Raw genomic sequence first — 17,231 nt, forward strand, 5'->3', positions numbered from 1 at the left:
TAGCTACTCACGTATCGTTAGCTTGTCATAAACCATGATAACATACGTTGCTATCCATTATCTAGGTTCACATCTATAAACCTGCCCCGTATTTGCCTGCCGGATCACGGTTTGACACTGGTTGTCTACAGGATTGCTTTCCGGCATCTTAGCTGGGTCAGCTCCTTGCCTCTTATGATTGCCCTTTCCTTCCCGTCGAACTGGAATCCCGCACGCTCGTAGAAGCTTCTGGCGCTCGTATTCTTCGCCAGCACCCAGAGGAAGGCATCGGAATAGCCCGATTCTCTCAGCCTGTTAATGCCCCAGTCCAGCAGCAGCTTGCCCAAGCCCTTCCCCCGGCTGTCTTCCAGCAAATACAGTCCCCGGATCTCGCCATAGCCGCTGGCATCCATATCCTCTTCCTTGCCACCGTCTACAGTGATATAACCGATGATACGCCCAGACAGCAGCAGCAGTCCAATTTGCTCTTTCCCTGCGCGTAAAGCCTGTTCATAATAAATCTCCTGCTTGTCTGCTGTAATTTGATCCAGAAAGTGTTGCGGCATAATGCCCCTATATGCGCTGCGGTACGATTCCGCATGAACGAATGCCAATTCGCTTCTGTCGGAATAGACCGCCAATCTGACAGCTGCAGCCTGATGAATGTGTTCGCCCATCTCTTACACACAACTCCTTCGGAGGGCGCAGCACGGCCCCTCAAAATGCTCTGCTATGAGAAGTGTACCAACTTCTTCCTTCAGTTGCTACGATATGCGGGAAGAAAAAAAAAGCCCGCAGCATGAGCGCTGCGGGCCAGATCCAACATTTATTCATCTCTCTCTATTATTGCGGACTGCCGTTGACAATATTGCCGCTATTGAATGTGGACGTTCCGGCGTTAAAGAAGTAGTTTTTACCGCCGTTGCTGTCCCATGTACCGGAGCCGTTGTTGAAGCATACTTCAGCTCTGGTTGCGGTGCCGATCGACAGTGTTACTTTGCTGTAGCCGGCAATTTCCGAGCTCTGCATAAGCTGTCCTGGAGCCGATGTCCATGTACCGCCTTCTGGACGCCAGTGAATATAAGGAGCAGCATAGCCTTGCTTGTAATAGATCGTTACCGTATTCTCAGCAGATGGTACCGGAACGCCAGGCTGTATAGTACCGCCACCGAAGTTCGATACGCCAAGCGGGAAGATATAATTCTTGCCGCCGTTGTTATCCCATGTGCCGCTGCCGTTGTTGAATACCGCTTCCAGGCCGGTAGCTGTTCCAACATCTACGGTAATCTTGTTGTAGCCAGAAATCTCGGATGGCTGTATCGCAACTCCCGGAGCTGTCGTCCATGCTCCGCCAATCGGACGATAATGGATGTACGGGTTCGCATAGCCTTTCTTGTAGTAAATCGTTACTTTTCCAGTAGAAGGAGCATCATTGGTCGTGACCGTAATGCCTGCGCTTAGCGCTGACAAATTGCCCGCTACGTCGAATGCGCTCACTTTGTAGTTGTAAGCTGTGCTAGCGGTAAGTCCCGAATCCGTGAAGGATGTCGCCGTTGATGTGCCGATCTTCGCATTGTCGCGCCAAATCTCATAACCGGCAATACCTTTATTATCTGTTGATGCTGTCCAGATCAGGCTGACCGATGTTTCGGTTTTGCCGTTCGATGCAAGACCTGCCGGCACGCTTGGCGCTTGCGTATCCGGGCCAGCCGATGTAACTACTGTTACTTCATTGCTCGCTGCCGACAGATTGCCTGCAGCGTCGTAAGCTTTAACGGTGTACTTGTACGAAGTTTCTGCCGTCAAGCCTGTATCTGTGAAGTTTGCTGCTGCGGCAGTGCCGATTTTCGCGCCGTTGCGGAAAATCTCGTAGCCTGCAACGCCGACATTATCGGTTGAAGCTGTCCAGGACAGGCTTGCCGTTGTGTCGGTTTTGCCAGTAGCCGCAAGGCTGGCAGGTGCGCTTGGCGCTTGTGTATCTACTGGTGTCTCTTCTTCAGCAAGGAATTTCATATCATCCACGATGAAGCTGCCTGCACCGCCAGCTGCCGAGCCGCGAAGAATCGCGTAAACTTTAGCTCTTGTAGCACCTGCTGGCACTGTGCCGCTTAGTTGCAGCGGGATGAAGCTGCTGGACACTTGCGTGTAATCCAGCTTCTTGTAGCCGAGCAAGCTGTTGCTTGCATTGTAGAAGTCAATGTACAGCTGAACTCTTGCGTTGGTCAGACTGTTGACTTTGAATTGACCGCTCGCGTTATAAGGCGTGTTTTCTGTTACTGGTACATATTGATAAATCATGACTGCGTTTCCATTTGCCAGGTTGGAACCCGTAACTTGCTGTGCTTTGCTTCCAGCTGCGACTGGTGTTGTTACCAATTCGAAGGTGGAGGTTACACCTGATGTTACGGATTTGGTCCAGTTGTTTGCTACACCGGTCGTACCCGTGTAGGTTTCGAAGCCTGGGTTGACGATAAGGTTGCTGCTGCTTCCAACGTTAGATGTCGTCACGCTAAGCGCTTGACTTGCATTGGATTCATTGCCTGCCGCATCCTTCGCTTTCACTGTGAAGCTGTACGCCGTATTAGGCGTCAGACCTGTAACCGTATAGCTGGTAACAGTTCCTGCTACGCTTCCAGCAAGCGTGCTGCCATTATAGATGTTGTAGCCTGTTACACCAATGTTATCTGTGGATGCTGTCCAGCCCAGTGTTGCACTGTTTGCCGTTTTTGCGCTTTCCACCAGATTGGTTGGCGCTGTAGGCGGCTGTGTATCCGTTCCAGTATCAGTCGTAACAGAAACGCTGATGCTCGCTTCCGATACTTGGTTCGCGTTATAAGCTTTGATTGTGTAGCTGTAAGCTGTACCTGCTGTCAGTCCTGTGTCTGTGTAAGACGTTGTCGCGCTTGTTCCTACTTTCGTAGCTCCGCGCCAGATCTCGTAACCAGTGACAGTACCTGTAGAGGCAGTCCAGCCCAGCGTTACACTCGTTTGGGTCTTGCCGGTTACTGTCGGGTTCCCAGGCGCTGAAGGCGGCTGCGAGACTACCGCTTCCGTGGTGACGGAGATGCTGCTGCTCGCCCCGGATACATTGTTAGCCGCATCATATGCTTTGACCGTATAGCTGTAAGCTGTATTTGCGGTAAGGCCGGTGTCCGTGTAGGAAGTCGTTGCTGTCGTTCCTACCTTCGTATTGCCGCGCCAGATCTCGTAGCCAGTCACACTCACGTTGTCCGAAGATGCTGTCCAGCCCAGCGTTACACTGTTTGTTGTCTTGCTGTTTGCTTTCAATGCTGTAGGAACGGTTGGCGCTTCGGTATCTACACCTTGCGGTGCGCCAATCGTAATCGTTCCTGCAGCAAATGTTGAAGTTCCGGCATTGAACTTGTAGTTCTGTCCGCCGTTATTGTCCCATGTGCCGCTGCCGTTGTTGAATACAGCCTCAACGCCTGAAGCATCAGCAAGGTCAATCGTAATCTTGTTGTAGCCGCTCACTTCTGCAACAGGCATCTTGACTCCCGGCGCAACTGTCCATGCACCGCCATTAGGACGGTAATGAATGTAAGGCGCGGTGTAGCCCTGCTTGTAGTAGATCGTCGCACTATTGCCCTTATCTGTTGTAGATACGGAGAATGGAGCGCTCAGAGCAGAGATGTTGCCTTTTTTGTCATAAGCCTTAATTGTGTATGTGTAGCTCGTTAGCTGGGTCAGGCCGCTATCCGTGTAACTTGCAGATGCGGAAGTTCCCACCTTCGTGCCGTTGCGATAAATCTCATAGCCAGTAACTTTCACATCATCCGTTGAAGGCGTCCACGACAAGCTGATCGTCGTTTTGGAGCTTGCAGAAGAGGTGATCGCTGTTGGAACAGATGGAGCTGTTACGTCATCAACTGGCGCTTTATCCGTAATGAACGGATACGTACCTTCGATATCGCCATTGATGTCTTCTACAATCTTGCCGCCCTCACGCTTGTATTTGCCTGTGCCGACGTATACCTGTTGAATATCGCTCTTCGTCACATTGCCCTTGGAGTCAACCGCTTCAATGTAGTAATCGAGCAGTTGATCACGATATTGGTTCAGGTACGTGAAATACAGATCGCCAATCTCTTGAGCTGGCACTTTCTTGAACATTTGCGTCGAGCTTGCTTGCCACTCAACACCGTTAATATCCGGTTTCAGATCGCGCTTGTTCATTGGATATTCAACCCAAGCTCCAACCTTGGCTGGATCGATTCCCGGAACATTCTGAGCTTTCAGAGCCGCTGGATCGTAAACGCGGAAAGTGTTATCCGATGCATTTGCGGATTTATCGCGATGCGTACGGACCTTCAGCTTAATGTCTGTGATGCCGTTCATATCATACGCGTACGTATAGATACCGAACGTATTGTCGAAGTAATGCAGAGTCCATCCTTCGGATTTATCCACATTTGCGCTGCCTGGATTGTACGGCCATCTCTGCGGCCACCAGACAGATGGACCCGTCTTGTCTTTGCTTGCGTTGCTCGCAACATAAGGTTTAGAGAAGTGCAAGGATTGATTGAATGACAGCGTCGGTTTAACACCATCATCGACATTCTCATCGTAGTAACCGAAGCCCGAATCAAGCGCCGGGATCAGGAAGTACCATGACAATTCAGCCGGATTCGCTCCGCCTGCGTAATTGTTTGCAGGATCTCCCTTAACCGGATACGACATCATCCACGGGTTCAATTGGTTGCCTTGGTAAGTCACTTGACGGTCAAGCTCAGTCTTAGGTGACCAGTAGTTCGGATTATCATCCAGCCAGATTTGCTCTGCTGTCTTCGCATAGTTAAGCGCAGCCTGCAGCAATGCAAAATTCCGCTCCAGATAGTGATATCCGTACTCGAAGGAAACGGTCATGCCGTCTTGTTGTCCGGACAGATTCTTCTTAGGCTCATAATCTGTTCCATTAACACGGTTGAAATCTGCAAATTGTCCTTTCCAGATACCGAAAGGAAGCTTCCAGTGATGCCATTGCGGATCAGAAGAGGAGTCGCGCGTATCGATCCACGAACCGTCCTGCACGTGAACAACATCGCTTGCAGCAGGCGTATTATTGACCAGGTACTCATCAATACCGATACCTTTGACGCCAGCGTCGCTGTATGTCACATTGCCGGCATTCCGCCATGTGCCTTCGTCTCCTGCGCGTCCTTGTGAGTTATCGCCGTCATGCGCGATGACGAAGAACTGCTTCTGCGGAACCAAGCCTTCGAACGGCTTCAAAGCTTTAGCCGTTACAGAGCCTTGGTAGCCCTCTTCCCAAGATTCGGCCTGTGCAACAGGAACACCGACGATCTTGGATTCTTGACCCGTAGTCGGATTCACATATTTAACCCAGTGCGGTGTTGAAGCAAATGGGAATTTGTTGTGCGTGACTTGCTGTTCATTGAACATTGGCTGAGAAATCCATGAGCCGACATTGCTCTCGTTCTGGAGATCAGCGCGGTTAGGCGGGGATACCATTGTATCCTTGCCCGGATCATTCAGCAGCGGGTAATCCTTCAACGTTCTGGAGAAGTGGTTATTGCCGATTACCGACCACTTGATGCCAAGCTTCTCCAATACAGGAATGATCCGCTCGGAGAATCCAAGCTCCGTCGGGAAAAACCCTTGGGAGGACTTGAAGTCAGCACCCAGGAAGGATGGCTGTGCAAGCGTTACGTTCTGGTAGATGAGGTCTTTGAGCATATACTCATTACCAGTCAGTGGTCCCATGGAGTGATGGCCTGTAAAGTGAACAAGATCCATCGTTCTTTTGCCGCTTGGCGTTTTCAGCGTATTGTACGCATTCTTCCAAGGAGCGCCCCAATTGACATTGTTGTATGCACCAATGTTGTTGGTGTACATAAAGCTGTTTACATTGTTAACAGCAGATCCTGACATTGTGACCTGCATTTGCGCAGACGGATGATTGGTCCTCAGCGTCTGGGCTACACTCCAAGGCCAGTATAAGTAAGCGCCTACTTTCGCATGATGGGAATAGTAGCTGACGAGATCATCATGCGGCATTGGAGTGCCATTAGGCAGGTAGTAAGGATAACCCGCCGGAGGGCTTTTCTTAAGATCAATAACTTGTCCGTCATACATGTAGCGAATTTCTCCGCCAACAGGCGTAGCTGAATACTTGGAGAGATCATAATAAGGCCAGAAGTTCGGCATATGATTGTGGTACACGTGAGATGCCGCAATTTCGGCGAATGCGAAGCTAGGCGCAATTAGCGAGCTAATTAGCACGGTTGCAAGCATTACTCTTCTAAATAACGATAGTTTTTTCATTAAGCACCTTCTTCATTTTAATGACATGCAAACGTTTTCGCAGCATTGCTGCAATACCTCCGATGAGCTTCATTGCAGCCCCACCCTGCAATTCCAACACAATCGGCAATGCAAAAATTGTCCCCCCTCTATTATAAAGCGCTTACAAAAACCGGTATTATTAACATTAATTCACACCCAATTCATAGGAAATACGAATTTAAATGAAAATGATGGCATGAAACCGGTTTCATGCCCTAAATTTAGCATGACTTTATTGATAAATCAACTTAGGAATTTCTCATAATTCATAGCTGAGCTCTGTATACTAAAAAGATGCTTCCAGTTCCACTTTTTAGCGGTTTGGAGGCATCTTTCATTTGGGACTGACTCATTGGATATGGAGCTATTCGGACCGATTCTTAACGATTAACGTATCTATGGATTACCGGCCAAGCCGAAATCAAGCAGCGCTTAATCCGTAATATTCACCACATACGGAACGGTGAAAACTTCTCCGCCATGCTGGAACTGCCCCCAGATTTTATACGTGCCGCCCTTGGGGAATGTCGTGGCGAACCTTGCTTCCGGTCCGGAAGTCTTCTCGTCGATGGGATGGACATGGATGTATTGCTCGGCATCCTCGGAAAGAATGACAACATGGCCGACTGCACCCAAGTATTGCTCAAGATTCGTAATGTCATCCTTCGAGCTGGCATCACGTATGTGGAAGGAAAGGACGGCCTCTTCGCCAGCCTTGCTGCTGCTAAGATTCAGCTCCACCTCCTTGCCGGCATCCTCCTTGACCAGCGAAGAATCAGGCTTGATCTCCGTGTGGCCGCTTTCCTTGCCGCTTACTTCAATCCATTCGCTCTTCGTAATATTGGAGCCTCCCGCTGGAATGAAGTCGGCAAACACTTTGTATTCTCCCCCTTCAGGAAAAGCAGTCTTAATCGTGAACTTGCCCTCCCCTTGGTAGGCCGGATGAATATGGTTGAAGTAACCGAGGCTATGGTCTACCACAATCAAATGAAGAAGCTTCTCATGGTTCTCTGTAAATGACTTGACAGGCGTTCCGTCTTCATTCGAGATCATAATGGTCAATTCACTCTCTTCATTCGCTTCAGGCTTCCCGCCTGCAAAAGAGAATTCTGCCTTCATACCTTCCATTTCATCAACAGCGGCACCCGTATTATGCGCTCCCCCATGATTGCCATGGCCGCCGCTCTCCTCTCCCTCTTCCGCAGAAGCATTCGCAGGCTTGTCGTCTGTGCTGTTGTCCGTATGGCCGCTCGCCGCATGATTGTTATGGCTTGTATCCTTGCTGCATGCGCTTGCCATAACGGTGATCAGGAGTAAAGCAGCAGCTGCCAGCATCCATTTGTTCTTCTTCACTATCATTTGTACATTCCACGCTTTCTTTGTTTAATGTTAATTTCGGATACGGATACGCTGCAGACGCAGCGCATTCAAGACAACGGATACGGAGCTTAATGCCATTGCGGCACCAGCAACCCATGGAGCAAGCAGACCAATGGCCGCAATCGGAATACCGAGCGTGTTATAGCCAAGCGCCCAGAACAAATTTTGTTTAATATTGCTCATCGTTCTGCGGCTCATGTAGATCGCATCCGGTATGCTGGTAAGCTCGCCGCGCATAAGCGTCACATCCGCCGCTTCCATAGCGACATCTGTTCCGGTGCCGATTGCCATGCCGATATCCGCGGTCGCAAGTGCTGGCGCATCATTAATGCCGTCGCCGACCATGGCGACCTTCTTCCCCTGCTCCTGCAGCTTTCTCACCTCGGCGGCCTTGCCTTCCGGAAGAACTTCTGCAAGCACATGATCAATTCCCACCTGCGCGGCAATAGCCTTCGCAGTACGCTCATTGTCACCGGTAATCATGATGACTTGAATTCCCATATCCTTCAGTCTTGCCACCGCAGCCTTAGAGGAATCTTTGATTGTGTCGGCAACGGCAACCATGCCCGCATAAGAGCGGTCAATTGCAACGAGCATGGCTGTTTTCCCTGCTTCTTCAAGAGAGGACATCGCTTCATAGACATGAGTGGCATCGATGCCATGCTGCTCCAGCAAGCGGCGGGTTCCGATAAGCAATTCCTTGCCTTCTACAATTGCCGAGATGCCATACCCTGGAATGGCCTCAAATCCAGCCGCCTCAGGCAGCTCAATACCGCGCTCCATAATACCCTGAACGATTGCTTCCGCAAGCGGATGCTCGGAGCTGCGCTCTGCTGCCCCGACGAGCCTCAGAAAGCTTTCTTCCTTCCATTGTTCCCCATACGTATAGACATCTGTCAGCTCAGGCTTTCCTTTCGTTACTGTGCCAGTCTTGTCCAATATGATCGCATCTATCTTATGTGTCTGTTCCAGATGCTCGCCGCCCTTGAAAAGGATCCCCAGCTCTGCGGCACGGCCCGAGCCCGCCATAATGGAAGTCGGTGTAGCCAAGCCGAGTGCGCATGGGCAGGCAATGACGAGTATTGTAATCGCAATCTCAAGCGCCTTGGCAAAGTCCCCTGGACTAACGAAGAAGTACCAGACTAGCGCGGCTGCAACAGCAATACCTACAACGATCGGAACAAATATGCCTGAGATCACATCGGCAACACGTTGAATAGGCGCCTTGGAGCCTTGTGCTTCCTCTACCACTTTAATAATTTGAGCAAGCGCAGTATCTCTGCCAACCTTCGTTGCTCTCACCTTGAGCATGCCGTTCTTGTTGATCGTCGCTCCGATGACAGCATCGCCAGCCTTCTTCTCAACCGGAATGCTCTCGCCTGTAAGCATCGACTCATCAACAGCAGAGCTGCCCTCGATAACCTCGCCGTCAACAGGCACCTTGTCGCCAGGTCTTACAAGTACGATATCCCCTGTCAACACCTCCTCTACCGGAACTGTAAGCTCCTGTCCGTCCCTGACGATGAGGGCAGTCTTGGCTTGCAGTCCCATCAGCGACTTGATCGCCTCGGAGGTACGCCCTTTCGCCAATGCCTCGAACAGCTTGCCCATAATAACGAGCGTAATTAACACCGCACTCGTCTCATAATATAACGCCGGGCCATGATGACCACTTGTACCGAGCGACCAGTCAATCGTCTGGTACAAGCTGTAGAAAAACGCGGCTGAAGTTCCTAGAGAAACAAGGACATCCATATTCGCACTGCCATTGCGCAGCGCCTTATAGGCGCCTGTGTAGAATTGCCAGCCGACAATAAATTGGACCGGTGCTGCCAGTATGAACTGAAACCACGGGTTCATGAACAGCTCCGGCGTATAGAGCCAGGAGGTGAAGGAGAAATGCCCTGCCATTGCCCACAAGAGCGGCGACGATAATATCGCCGAGAACAGCAGCTTGCGCTTATGATTGCGGATTTCTCTCTCCCGGTGGTTCTCTTTCTCGCCGCCGCTTTGCTTCGGATAGGCTTTATACCCCAGCTTAGCAACCTTCTTCTCCATGTCAGCTAGTGAAACTTCACCTGGAGCAAACTCGACATGAGCGGTCTCCAGCGCAAAATTGACTGTGGCTTTCGAGACGCCCGGCAGCTTGTTCAAGCCTTTCTCAATCCGGTTCGCACAAGCCGCGCACGTCATGCCCTCCAATTGCAGATCAACGGATTCCTTAGCTGTGTCATAACCCAATTTCTTGATGCGTGTTTCTAATTGTTCCATGTTCACTTGTGACGGATTATAGATGACGCTTGCCCGTTCCAGTGCAAAATTCACATTGGCCGAAGATACGCCCTCCAGCTTGCTCAGACCCTTCTCAATTCTGCTCGCGCAAGCTGCGCACGTCATCCCTGTAATTTGAATCGTGGACTGCTTATTATTGTTATCATTATCGCTCGAAACGATTGTGCTCATTCTGTCTTCACTCCTTCAACGGCTTTCCATCGGGTACTGGAATTCGTTGCTAATGTTTTGTTACTCCTAATATACCCCCCCTCCCTATATTAAGTCAAGCATTTTTTTAGCATACCCCCGTAACCTATATCACAAGCAGCACGAATCAAATGAAATGGCTGGTATGCGAAATCAGTTAATAAGAAACGCTAATCCATGATGATCTGTCAGTCCACATGAAGCATTAGCTATCAGCAAAGGATGGGGATATATGCTCGCACGCAAATGTCTGTTAGGCGCCTTATGCATTCTGGCACTGTTGACAGCAACTGAAGCCGATGCAAGGCCACTGAAGAAGGACCGGTTCTATTACGAGCGGAAAGGTGCAATGATCTGGGAGGTACAGACCCGGCAGAAGCTGATTGCGTTAACATTCGATGATGGCCCGGATGCCGTCCAGACGAATGAAATTCTTGATTTGCTCAAGCTTTACAATGCGAAGGCAACCTTTTTTGTTGTAGGCAAACGTGTGGCGCAATATCCCGATATTGTGAGGCGGATAGCAGCAGAGGAGCATGAAGTTGCGAACCATACCTACAGCCATTCGTACTTCAAAATGCCGGCTTCAGAATATGACGTAAGAAAAGAAATCGAACGAACGGAAGCCGAAATTTTCAAAGCCATTGGACGTAAATCCGCCCTGTTCCGGCCCCCCGGCGGCATGTTCGACGAAACCATTGTACAAGTATCCAATGCCATGGGGCTGGTTCCGGTTATGTGGTCCTGGCATCAGGATACTCAGGACTGGCGAAGGCCCGGCGTTTATTTTATAAGAAATAAAGTGCTGGATAACGCCAGGAACGGAGATATCGTGCTGTTCCACGATCATGTTCAGGGCAAATCGCAAACCATTGAAGCATTGAAGCAAATTTTGCCCCAGCTGCTTGCGCGCGGATTTCGACTTGTCACTGTATCCGAACTGGTCAAATCATCCATTGCCGAGACCCATGGCGCCACGAACTAGATGCCGTTGAATTGATTACCAGCATGAACATCTCGCTGTTGAAGCATTCTATATGATGGAGGTGACACTACAAGGTGAAAAAATCTGCAGGTGTACTACTGTTGTCCATTGCTCTTGTCGTGACAGCGACGGGGTGTATGCGCGATGACGGACTGAAGACAAACCAGTACAAGGCCCGATCCATCGATCATCGCACCACGAATAACAGGTATATGAATCGTTCGCTCGACAACCGCGCTTTAACGGATGGAAATGGGTTACGTTCCCTTGATCGCGGCACAGCGATGGATGGAATTAACCGCGACAACACCATGAATGGCATGAATCGCGATAACACCATGAATGGTGTCGGAACTCGTCCTGCAAGAAACGCGAATAATCCGTATGAAAATGCATCCGGACGATTGTTGAAGCATGTTTCCGCGATTAATGGAGTAGACAAGGCTACTGTTGTTATCAATAATCGAGATGCCATCATTGGGATTGATGTGAAAGCAGGCGCCAATACCGCTGATGTTGCCCGTAAAGTCAAGGCTGAAGCCAAGAAGCTTGAGCCCAAGTACAACGTGCATGTCACAGCAGACAAAAATATGCATTCCCGCATTAGAGGGATGCAGCGCCAAATGGTTCCACTGGACGGTCATCCAGTCCGCAACTTTACTGAAGATATCGGAATTCTCATTCGCGATATTGGCCGTGCCGTAACAGCTCCGCTTCGCTAGGCATTACACGAAGTAAAGGGGCTGCCCCGCAAGTTTTTTGGAAATTTCACCTCACGATTGCGAGATGCGAGCCAAGCAAAACATGCGAAACGGCAGTTTTGTCCCTGGTTCTGACCCCTTGAAGGTGAAATGCCTGCCAGCGTGCAGGTATTTCACCTTAGTTTGCCCTTATCGGTCAATTTATCCTATAATTCATGCATGATCGCAGGAATTTGACCATTTAGGTGTCGTGTAACCGAAATTCATGCACATTCGCAGGCTTCTTACTCCGTCACGACTGTACGAAGGACGCTATGAACATAAGAAGCGCGAGTGACAGGTGAGATGCCCCTGTCACTCGCGCTTTTTTTTAAAACAAATCTTGAAGTAAACTCTGTTCAATCAAACGGAATCGATTTATAATGCTTGATCCGTTCATGGCGCATGTCATTCTCATTATAGCCTTGATGGATTAATTCCAATCGGCCCGTCGTTGGATCCATGACGAAGCCATGAACAGGGATATCGGTTGGCATGAGCGGATGTCTGCGGATCATGCTCACACTGTGCATAACCCCTTCTTCAGCTGTTTCGAAGCCCTTCAGAAACCGGTTCATCCGAATTCCTGAGTTTTCCAGCGTCATCAGCACTTCCTCGGAGATCCCCTTCTGCATAAATTTCTGCACCAGATTGTCAGGACTATGGTTCGTCATTCCACAGCCATGATGGCCGATTACGAGAATCTCCTGGACATCCATCTCGTAGATTGCGATCAGAATGCTGCGCATCGCGCTTCCGAATGGCTGAGTGAGGATGGCTCCCGCGTTCTTAATAATTTTGGCATCGCCATTCTTAAGATTCAGCGCCTTGGGCAGCAGCTCGACAAGCCGAGTGTCCATGCAGGTGAGAATTGCAATTCTCTTATCCGGATATTTGTCCGTTACATACGACTCGTATTGCTTTTCCTGAACGAATTTCTCATTGAAGGCCATAATTTCGTCAATCATAAGCGTACCTCACCTTCTTCGTATAATGGCTGTAGCCGTAACGACCTTCTTCCAACAGTCCCGGATTCATCCGGGCGGTGTTGTCTTTGAGCCGGCCGGGTCTCGAAAAAAGCACAAAAAGACCCTATGGGAATAGGGTCTCGTTAACATACAATAGATTTCAAGACCCATCTACTGCTGACGAGGTTAGCTGACGGGCTCGGGTAGATGGTACCCTACATGTGCAATGATTCGCCCCAATTGACTGGTTCCCCCGCTTCCCGGCAAAAGGCTTGCCGAGAATTAAGCGTATATCCATTGTAGAATATAATCGTTTCAAAAGTCAAAGCAAACAGCATATATTGACATGTGAAAATTTACTCCTTGACTTCCATCACAATCTCGTTCTCTTGCTCATCCAGTGTAATAATCAGCTTCTTATTGTCCAAGTACCAGAGATTATCCTCTTCCATATAGAAATCGATGCCTGCCGCAATATGATGAAGCGCCGCATTGCGCGGGACGTCCTTCATGACGCCCAATGAGAAGCCTGGCTGTACACTGCCGCAGCCTCCCAATCGCACGAAAATCCGCACATGATCCCCTTCTTGCAAGAGCATCTCTCTCTTGTACCAATCTGCAGCCGCTCCTTCAACCAACAATCTCATCGTCTCCATCTCCCTTCATGCCGACGCCAAACACCTTCACTATTAATATAACACCACCCTGGAAGATTATGAACAGTTGCACCGCAAAAACATTTTCACAACAGGAACACTCATATATAATACAAATATATCAGGGCAGCTCATTGCACCCGCGCCCGCTGAAACGATAGGAGAAAACAGATGGATATTGTTGAAATTGCTACACATCTCATAGACGAGGACAGTGATCAACCGAGATATCAGTTCGATGAAGAAGCGCTGCAGGAATTGATGAGAAGCATCGAGGAGCTCGGTTTGCTGTCACCCATCAAAGTAAGAACAACAGACAACGGCAGGTACAAAATTATATATGGCAACCGCCGCTACAAAGCTTGCCAGACGCTGGACCGCAAGACGATTCCCTGCATCGTATCCGATGTAACGGATGATCTGGAAATTTATTTGGAGCAAATCGCGGAAAATTTAACGAGGGAGGGCTTCTCGCCCATTGAGGAGGCGGAGGCGTTCAACAAGCTGTTGACGGATACCAGGTTCAGCAGCTCCACCAAATTTCTCTCCAGCAAGCTCGGCAAACCCGAGTCCTATATTAAGAACAAATGCGAATTGCTGAAGTTCGGCAAAGCGGTTAAGAAGCTGATAGTAAGCGGTACAGAGATCCGGAAGGACAAGCTGACGGAGGATCAGCTGCTGCCGCTCAAAAATTTGCAGCTTGAGCATCGTGATCCGTTAGCGCTCATTATTGCCAGAGACGAACTGCCCGTATCCGATGTCAAAAAAATCGCCCGGTTATTCATGGACGCGGACATCTCGACCGGAACGAAGGACAAGCTGCTGTACAAGTCAGGGCGCGATCTGCTGGAAACCTGGTCCGTCTATGAGCATAACCGGAAGGAGCGGGCGAAGCGCGCTGCTGAAGCAGACTCTGAACAAGGCGCAGCGACAGCCAAGAAAGAACGTGTCGAACGGGTAAAGGAACCGCTGGTGAAGGAAAAGCTGCAGCGGCTCATTACCTCCCTGCCAACTCATACTCCTCTGACAACGGAGGCAATCTCCTCATTGGAATCTGTCCTCGGAGAAGAGCGGTCGAGCTTGCTTGCCGATATGGACAAGCTGATTGAACAACTTGAGAACCACCTTGCCGATTGGCGAACAATCAGAGAAAGAGCGCAATAATTGATCTCGCTTGTTAACGCCCCTGTTTGGAGCGTTAGCTGAACATATGCACAATCGGAGAGAACAGCGCATCTATCCAGCGGGATGGACCGCTTATCGCGGGGAAGAACAGAAGCAAGACAGCGAGCAGCCACCCTATGCTAGTCAGCATCAGGAAAGCTGCTCTTTCCTTTAGACTGTTCTGGGGAATGCCTCTCCATTCCAGCAGATAGATAAACGCAACAATCAACGTGATACAAAGAAAATAGCTGGCCTTCATCCATTCATCCCTTCTCCCCTTCCATCCTGTTCGTAGGCACTGTACGTTTTCCTGGGTTCACAATGACGGTCTTAATATCGTACTTCACCTGAACATGGGGAAAGATTTCCTCCCAATTGCCCTTTTCCTTATTCCAAATTTTTGGATACTTCCGATGAAAAGCTTCTGCAAAACCGAATACATCCGCTTCAAATTTTTTTTGCACAATTTGCAGCGTTCGATTCATTCGCTTCTCAATTTCCTGCTTGAGCCCCTCTTCCACTATCCGGGTTCCTTTTAACTCCGCAACATCAGTGTTGGACGTATTCTGAACCAGAATCTCTCTCGTATCAATTCCGACTGTCATCTCCCATATCCCATTGCTGATTCGCGGTTTAAGTCTGGTTCTCCCACGGTTAAGCCTTGCGGAGATGATTCCTCCCTGATCCTCTGTTACAATAGTCGCTGTGGCCATATCGATTTCATTACGGAACCACATCACCCCACGGGTAATATTGTCATCAATATATCCGGCAAGCTTCGAATCCTTGAACACCGCACAGCCTGTAATGGCAGGGTAGCGCTTCTGCGGCTGTCCTTCAGGCGCTGGCATAATTTCGATACTGGGCATAATCGCTGTTCCTTTGCTGCTGCTCAGCATAATATTGAAATTTCCGGCGGACATGGCAAGCCCGATCTTCAGATTACTGACTTCCTCAAGCACATCTGCGGAGCTGCTTCTCAGCTGTGGTGTCAAAGCCAGAACATCCTTTGCCTTCGTCCGGCTGACAAAGACCAGTGCGCTGCCGCGGATTTGCGGGACACGCAGAATATAATCCATATGTCCGGCTATATCCTGCTTTGCTGCACTATGACTGAAGACAAAGACCTCATTCTGCCCCCAGAACAGCAGGCGCGGCACCTTTTCCTGCACTTTCGACACTGCGTCGGCGAAATTGATGCCAGTAGCCGATATAACCGTTGATTGATTCTGACTGGAACTGCCCTTGGATCCGCCGCCTTGCATTGAAATGCTGCTGCCTTGAGGCGGAGTATAAATTTGCAAGGAAAGCTCAATCAGGTTATCGGAGTACTGATCAATCCCTACCGCTGTAATTGTCGCCAGATCATTGACCTCTATACGGTCCCAGCAGCCGCTCAGCGTACAGGAGGCCAGGACGAGCAGTACGAATACTCCTCCAGCCTTCAACAGCATTGGCCGTACCCTCATTTTGCCGCCCTCCTCATCAATGCCGCCAGAAGCAGCAGGAACGGGACTACCACCTGCATAGTCAATAAATAATAAGGGACAGCGGTATTAAAAAAATGATCAAGCTCCTGCAGGCGCGGCTGCCCCCACTGGCTTAGAATCACCACAAGCAGCCCGACCGGAAGCGCCATAATCCGGTAACGGGGCAGTCCGCACCACTGTGAGGCCCCAAGTGTGCAGGCATATAGAAACATCGATAGCTTGACAAAGGTGCCTGCCACCCAAAGCACCATAATTAAGGATTCAAGGTGCTGGAAAAAGCCCGCGACACTAATCGTTCTTGCGACGCCTATTAGCGGGTAGATATAATGAGCCGTTTCCTCCCCCATGAGCAGCAGTGCGCCCAAATTAACAAGAATCAGCGTGATCATGACGGCGAGAAGTGTGAAGAAGCCCGCTTTCATGCCTTCATCGCGATTATGCATATAAGGGAGAAGAAAAGCGATGATAAAAAACTCGCTGTACCAGCTATGAATGGAGAGGGATCCTCTAATAGACGGCATCAATCCATGCTCGAACATAGGCAGCATGTTGGTCGGTGTAAGCTCAGGAGTAACGAGGATAAGCACCGACATAAGCAGGATGAAGGCAAAAGGTGTAACTAGCGAGGCCGTTCTGGCAACGACTTCAATGCCCCCGCGCGCGGTATATGCACACAGCAGCGCAAAGCTGGCGACAATGACGATCATCGGCGTTTTGATGAAGAAATTGCCGATAATAAAGTTGCCGTACTCCTTCAGGATCAGGCTTGAAACGTGGATATAGAAGAACAAATAGAGGAACCCGAGCGCCTTGCCCATGACTTTCCCGAGAATGCTCTCACAGTATTCAATCACGGTCGCTTTAGGATACATTTTATTCAATTGAATCGCTATTAATAAACTGGCGGCGCCAGCGATAAAAGCCCAGATCGGCGTGATCCACATATCGCGCCCTGCGTATTCGGCAGCCATGGACGGAAGCGAAAGAATGGCAGTGGCAATAATAGTAGGATACATGACCATGCACAACTGGACGCCGCCGATTTTTCCTTGTTCCATCATACC

The 17,231-nt window shown here is 49.7% G+C and carries 13 protein-coding genes and 1 riboswitch; of the genes, 3 read left to right on the forward strand and 10 right to left on the reverse strand.

What is annotated here, in order from left to right:
• Nucleotides 1-125: 125 nt before the first annotated feature.
• The 5 genes from K0T92_RS20495 to K0T92_RS20520 form a co-directional block, all read right to left on the reverse strand.
• Nucleotides 126-656 (reverse strand): GNAT family N-acetyltransferase, encoded by a 531-nt coding sequence (locus K0T92_RS20495; RefSeq protein ID WP_219874353.1) that lies wholly within the window; start codon nucleotides 654-656, stop codon nucleotides 126-128.
• Between the two features lie 166 nt (nucleotides 657-822).
• Nucleotides 823-6,282, reverse strand: coding sequence for a fibronectin type III domain-containing protein (locus K0T92_RS25350; protein WP_281423175.1), 5,460 nt, complete (start codon nucleotides 6,280-6,282; stop codon nucleotides 823-825).
• Complete coding sequence (locus tag K0T92_RS25355; protein ID WP_281423176.1) at nucleotides 6,260-6,391, reverse strand: hypothetical protein; 132 nt, start codon at nucleotides 6,389-6,391, stop codon at nucleotides 6,260-6,262. The genes K0T92_RS25350 and K0T92_RS25355 overlap by 23 nt, the downstream gene beginning before the upstream one ends.
• Nucleotides 6,392-6,735: 344 nt before the next feature.
• The gene (locus tag K0T92_RS20515) at nucleotides 6,736-7,662 is read right to left on the reverse strand and encodes a hypothetical protein (protein ID WP_246628314.1); all 927 of its coding nucleotides are present in this window, start codon (nucleotides 7,660-7,662) and stop codon (nucleotides 6,736-6,738) included.
• 30 nt (nucleotides 7,663-7,692) lie between these two features.
• Entirely contained in the window at nucleotides 7,693-10,146 is a 2,454-nt protein-coding gene (locus K0T92_RS20520) for a heavy metal translocating P-type ATPase (protein ID WP_219874354.1), read from the reverse strand.
• A gap of 250 nt (nucleotides 10,147-10,396) precedes the next feature.
• Here K0T92_RS20520 and K0T92_RS20525 point away from each other — a divergent pair, with 250 nt between their 5' ends.
• Both K0T92_RS20525 and K0T92_RS20530 read left to right on the forward strand, forming a co-directional pair.
• Nucleotides 10,397-11,149, forward strand: coding sequence for a polysaccharide deacetylase family protein (locus K0T92_RS20525; protein WP_219874355.1), 753 nt, complete (start codon nucleotides 10,397-10,399; stop codon nucleotides 11,147-11,149).
• Nucleotides 11,150-11,223: 74 nt separating this feature from the next.
• Nucleotides 11,224-11,871 (forward strand): YhcN/YlaJ family sporulation lipoprotein, encoded by a 648-nt coding sequence (locus K0T92_RS20530; protein WP_219874356.1) that lies wholly within the window; start codon nucleotides 11,224-11,226, stop codon nucleotides 11,869-11,871.
• 377 nt (nucleotides 11,872-12,248) lie between these two features.
• Here K0T92_RS20530 and K0T92_RS20535 read toward each other — a convergent pair whose 3' ends face one another.
• Together K0T92_RS20535 and K0T92_RS20540 are read right to left on the reverse strand one after the other, a co-directional pair.
• Nucleotides 12,249-12,857, reverse strand: coding sequence for a beta-class carbonic anhydrase (locus K0T92_RS20535; RefSeq protein ID WP_219874357.1), 609 nt, complete (start codon nucleotides 12,855-12,857; stop codon nucleotides 12,249-12,251).
• A 160-nt stretch (nucleotides 12,858-13,017) separates the two neighbouring features.
• Nucleotides 13,018-13,156: riboswitch (cyclic di-AMP (ydaO/yuaA leader) on the reverse strand.
• Nucleotides 13,157-13,213: 57 nt separating this feature from the next.
• The gene (locus K0T92_RS20540; protein ID WP_219874358.1) at nucleotides 13,214-13,504 is read right to left on the reverse strand and encodes a HesB/YadR/YfhF family protein; all 291 of its coding nucleotides are present in this window, start codon (nucleotides 13,502-13,504) and stop codon (nucleotides 13,214-13,216) included.
• A 180-nt stretch (nucleotides 13,505-13,684) separates the two neighbouring features.
• Between K0T92_RS20540 and K0T92_RS20545 the strand changes: the two genes are divergently transcribed.
• Entirely contained in the window at nucleotides 13,685-14,677 is a 993-nt protein-coding gene (locus tag K0T92_RS20545; protein WP_219874359.1) for a ParB/RepB/Spo0J family partition protein, read from the forward strand.
• 34 nt (nucleotides 14,678-14,711) lie between these two features.
• On the opposite strand, the gene K0T92_RS20550 is transcribed toward K0T92_RS20545, so the two are convergent.
• The 3 genes from K0T92_RS20550 to K0T92_RS20560 are packed head-to-tail and all read right to left on the reverse strand — an operon-like array spanning nucleotide 14,712 to nucleotide 17,228.
• Complete coding sequence (locus K0T92_RS20550; protein WP_219874360.1) at nucleotides 14,712-14,936, reverse strand: hypothetical protein; 225 nt, start codon at nucleotides 14,934-14,936, stop codon at nucleotides 14,712-14,714.
• Between the two features lie 4 nt (nucleotides 14,937-14,940).
• On the reverse strand, nucleotides 14,941-16,146 hold the full coding sequence (locus K0T92_RS20555; protein WP_219874361.1) for a Ger(x)C family spore germination protein: 1,206 nt from the start codon (nucleotides 16,144-16,146) through the stop codon (nucleotides 14,941-14,943).
• Nucleotides 16,143-17,228, reverse strand: coding sequence for a GerAB/ArcD/ProY family transporter (locus K0T92_RS20560; protein ID WP_219874362.1), 1,086 nt, complete (start codon nucleotides 17,226-17,228; stop codon nucleotides 16,143-16,145). The genes K0T92_RS20555 and K0T92_RS20560 overlap by 4 nt, the downstream gene beginning before the upstream one ends.
• Nucleotides 17,229-17,231 lie beyond the last annotated feature (3 nt).

It is taken from the genome of Paenibacillus oenotherae (assembly GCF_019443105.1).
In the GTDB taxonomy this organism is placed as follows: domain Bacteria; phylum Bacillota; class Bacilli; order Paenibacillales; family Paenibacillaceae; genus Paenibacillus_Z; species Paenibacillus_Z oenotherae.

Coding starts and splice junctions, on each gene's coding strand:
- K0T92_RS20550 (WP_219874360.1), bottom strand. CDS start 14,936: ATGAAGGCCAGCTATTTTCTTTGTATCACGTTGATTGTTGCGTTTATC.
- K0T92_RS20560 (WP_219874362.1), bottom strand. CDS start 17,228: ATGATGGAACAAGGAAAAATCGGCGGCGTCCAGTTGTGCATGGTCATG.
- K0T92_RS20520 (WP_219874354.1), bottom strand. CDS start 10,146: ATGAGCACAATCGTTTCGAGCGATAATGATAACAATAATAAGCAGTCC.
- K0T92_RS20525 (WP_219874355.1), top strand. CDS start 10,397: ATGCTCGCACGCAAATGTCTGTTAGGCGCCTTATGCATTCTGGCACTG.
- K0T92_RS20555 (WP_219874361.1), bottom strand. CDS start 16,146: ATGAGGGTACGGCCAATGCTGTTGAAGGCTGGAGGAGTATTCGTACTG.
- K0T92_RS20535 (WP_219874357.1), bottom strand. CDS start 12,857: ATGATTGACGAAATTATGGCCTTCAATGAGAAATTCGTTCAGGAAAAG.
- K0T92_RS20545 (WP_219874359.1), top strand. CDS start 13,685: ATGGATATTGTTGAAATTGCTACACATCTCATAGACGAGGACAGTGAT.
- K0T92_RS20540 (WP_219874358.1), bottom strand. CDS start 13,504: ATGAGATTGTTGGTTGAAGGAGCGGCTGCAGATTGGTACAAGAGAGAG.
- K0T92_RS20515 (WP_246628314.1), bottom strand. CDS start 7,662: ATGATAGTGAAGAAGAACAAATGGATGCTGGCAGCTGCTGCTTTACTC.
- K0T92_RS20495 (WP_219874353.1), bottom strand. CDS start 656: ATGGGCGAACACATTCATCAGGCTGCAGCTGTCAGATTGGCGGTCTAT.
- K0T92_RS25350 (WP_281423175.1), bottom strand. CDS start 6,282: ATGAAAAAACTATCGTTATTTAGAAGAGTAATGCTTGCAACCGTGCTA.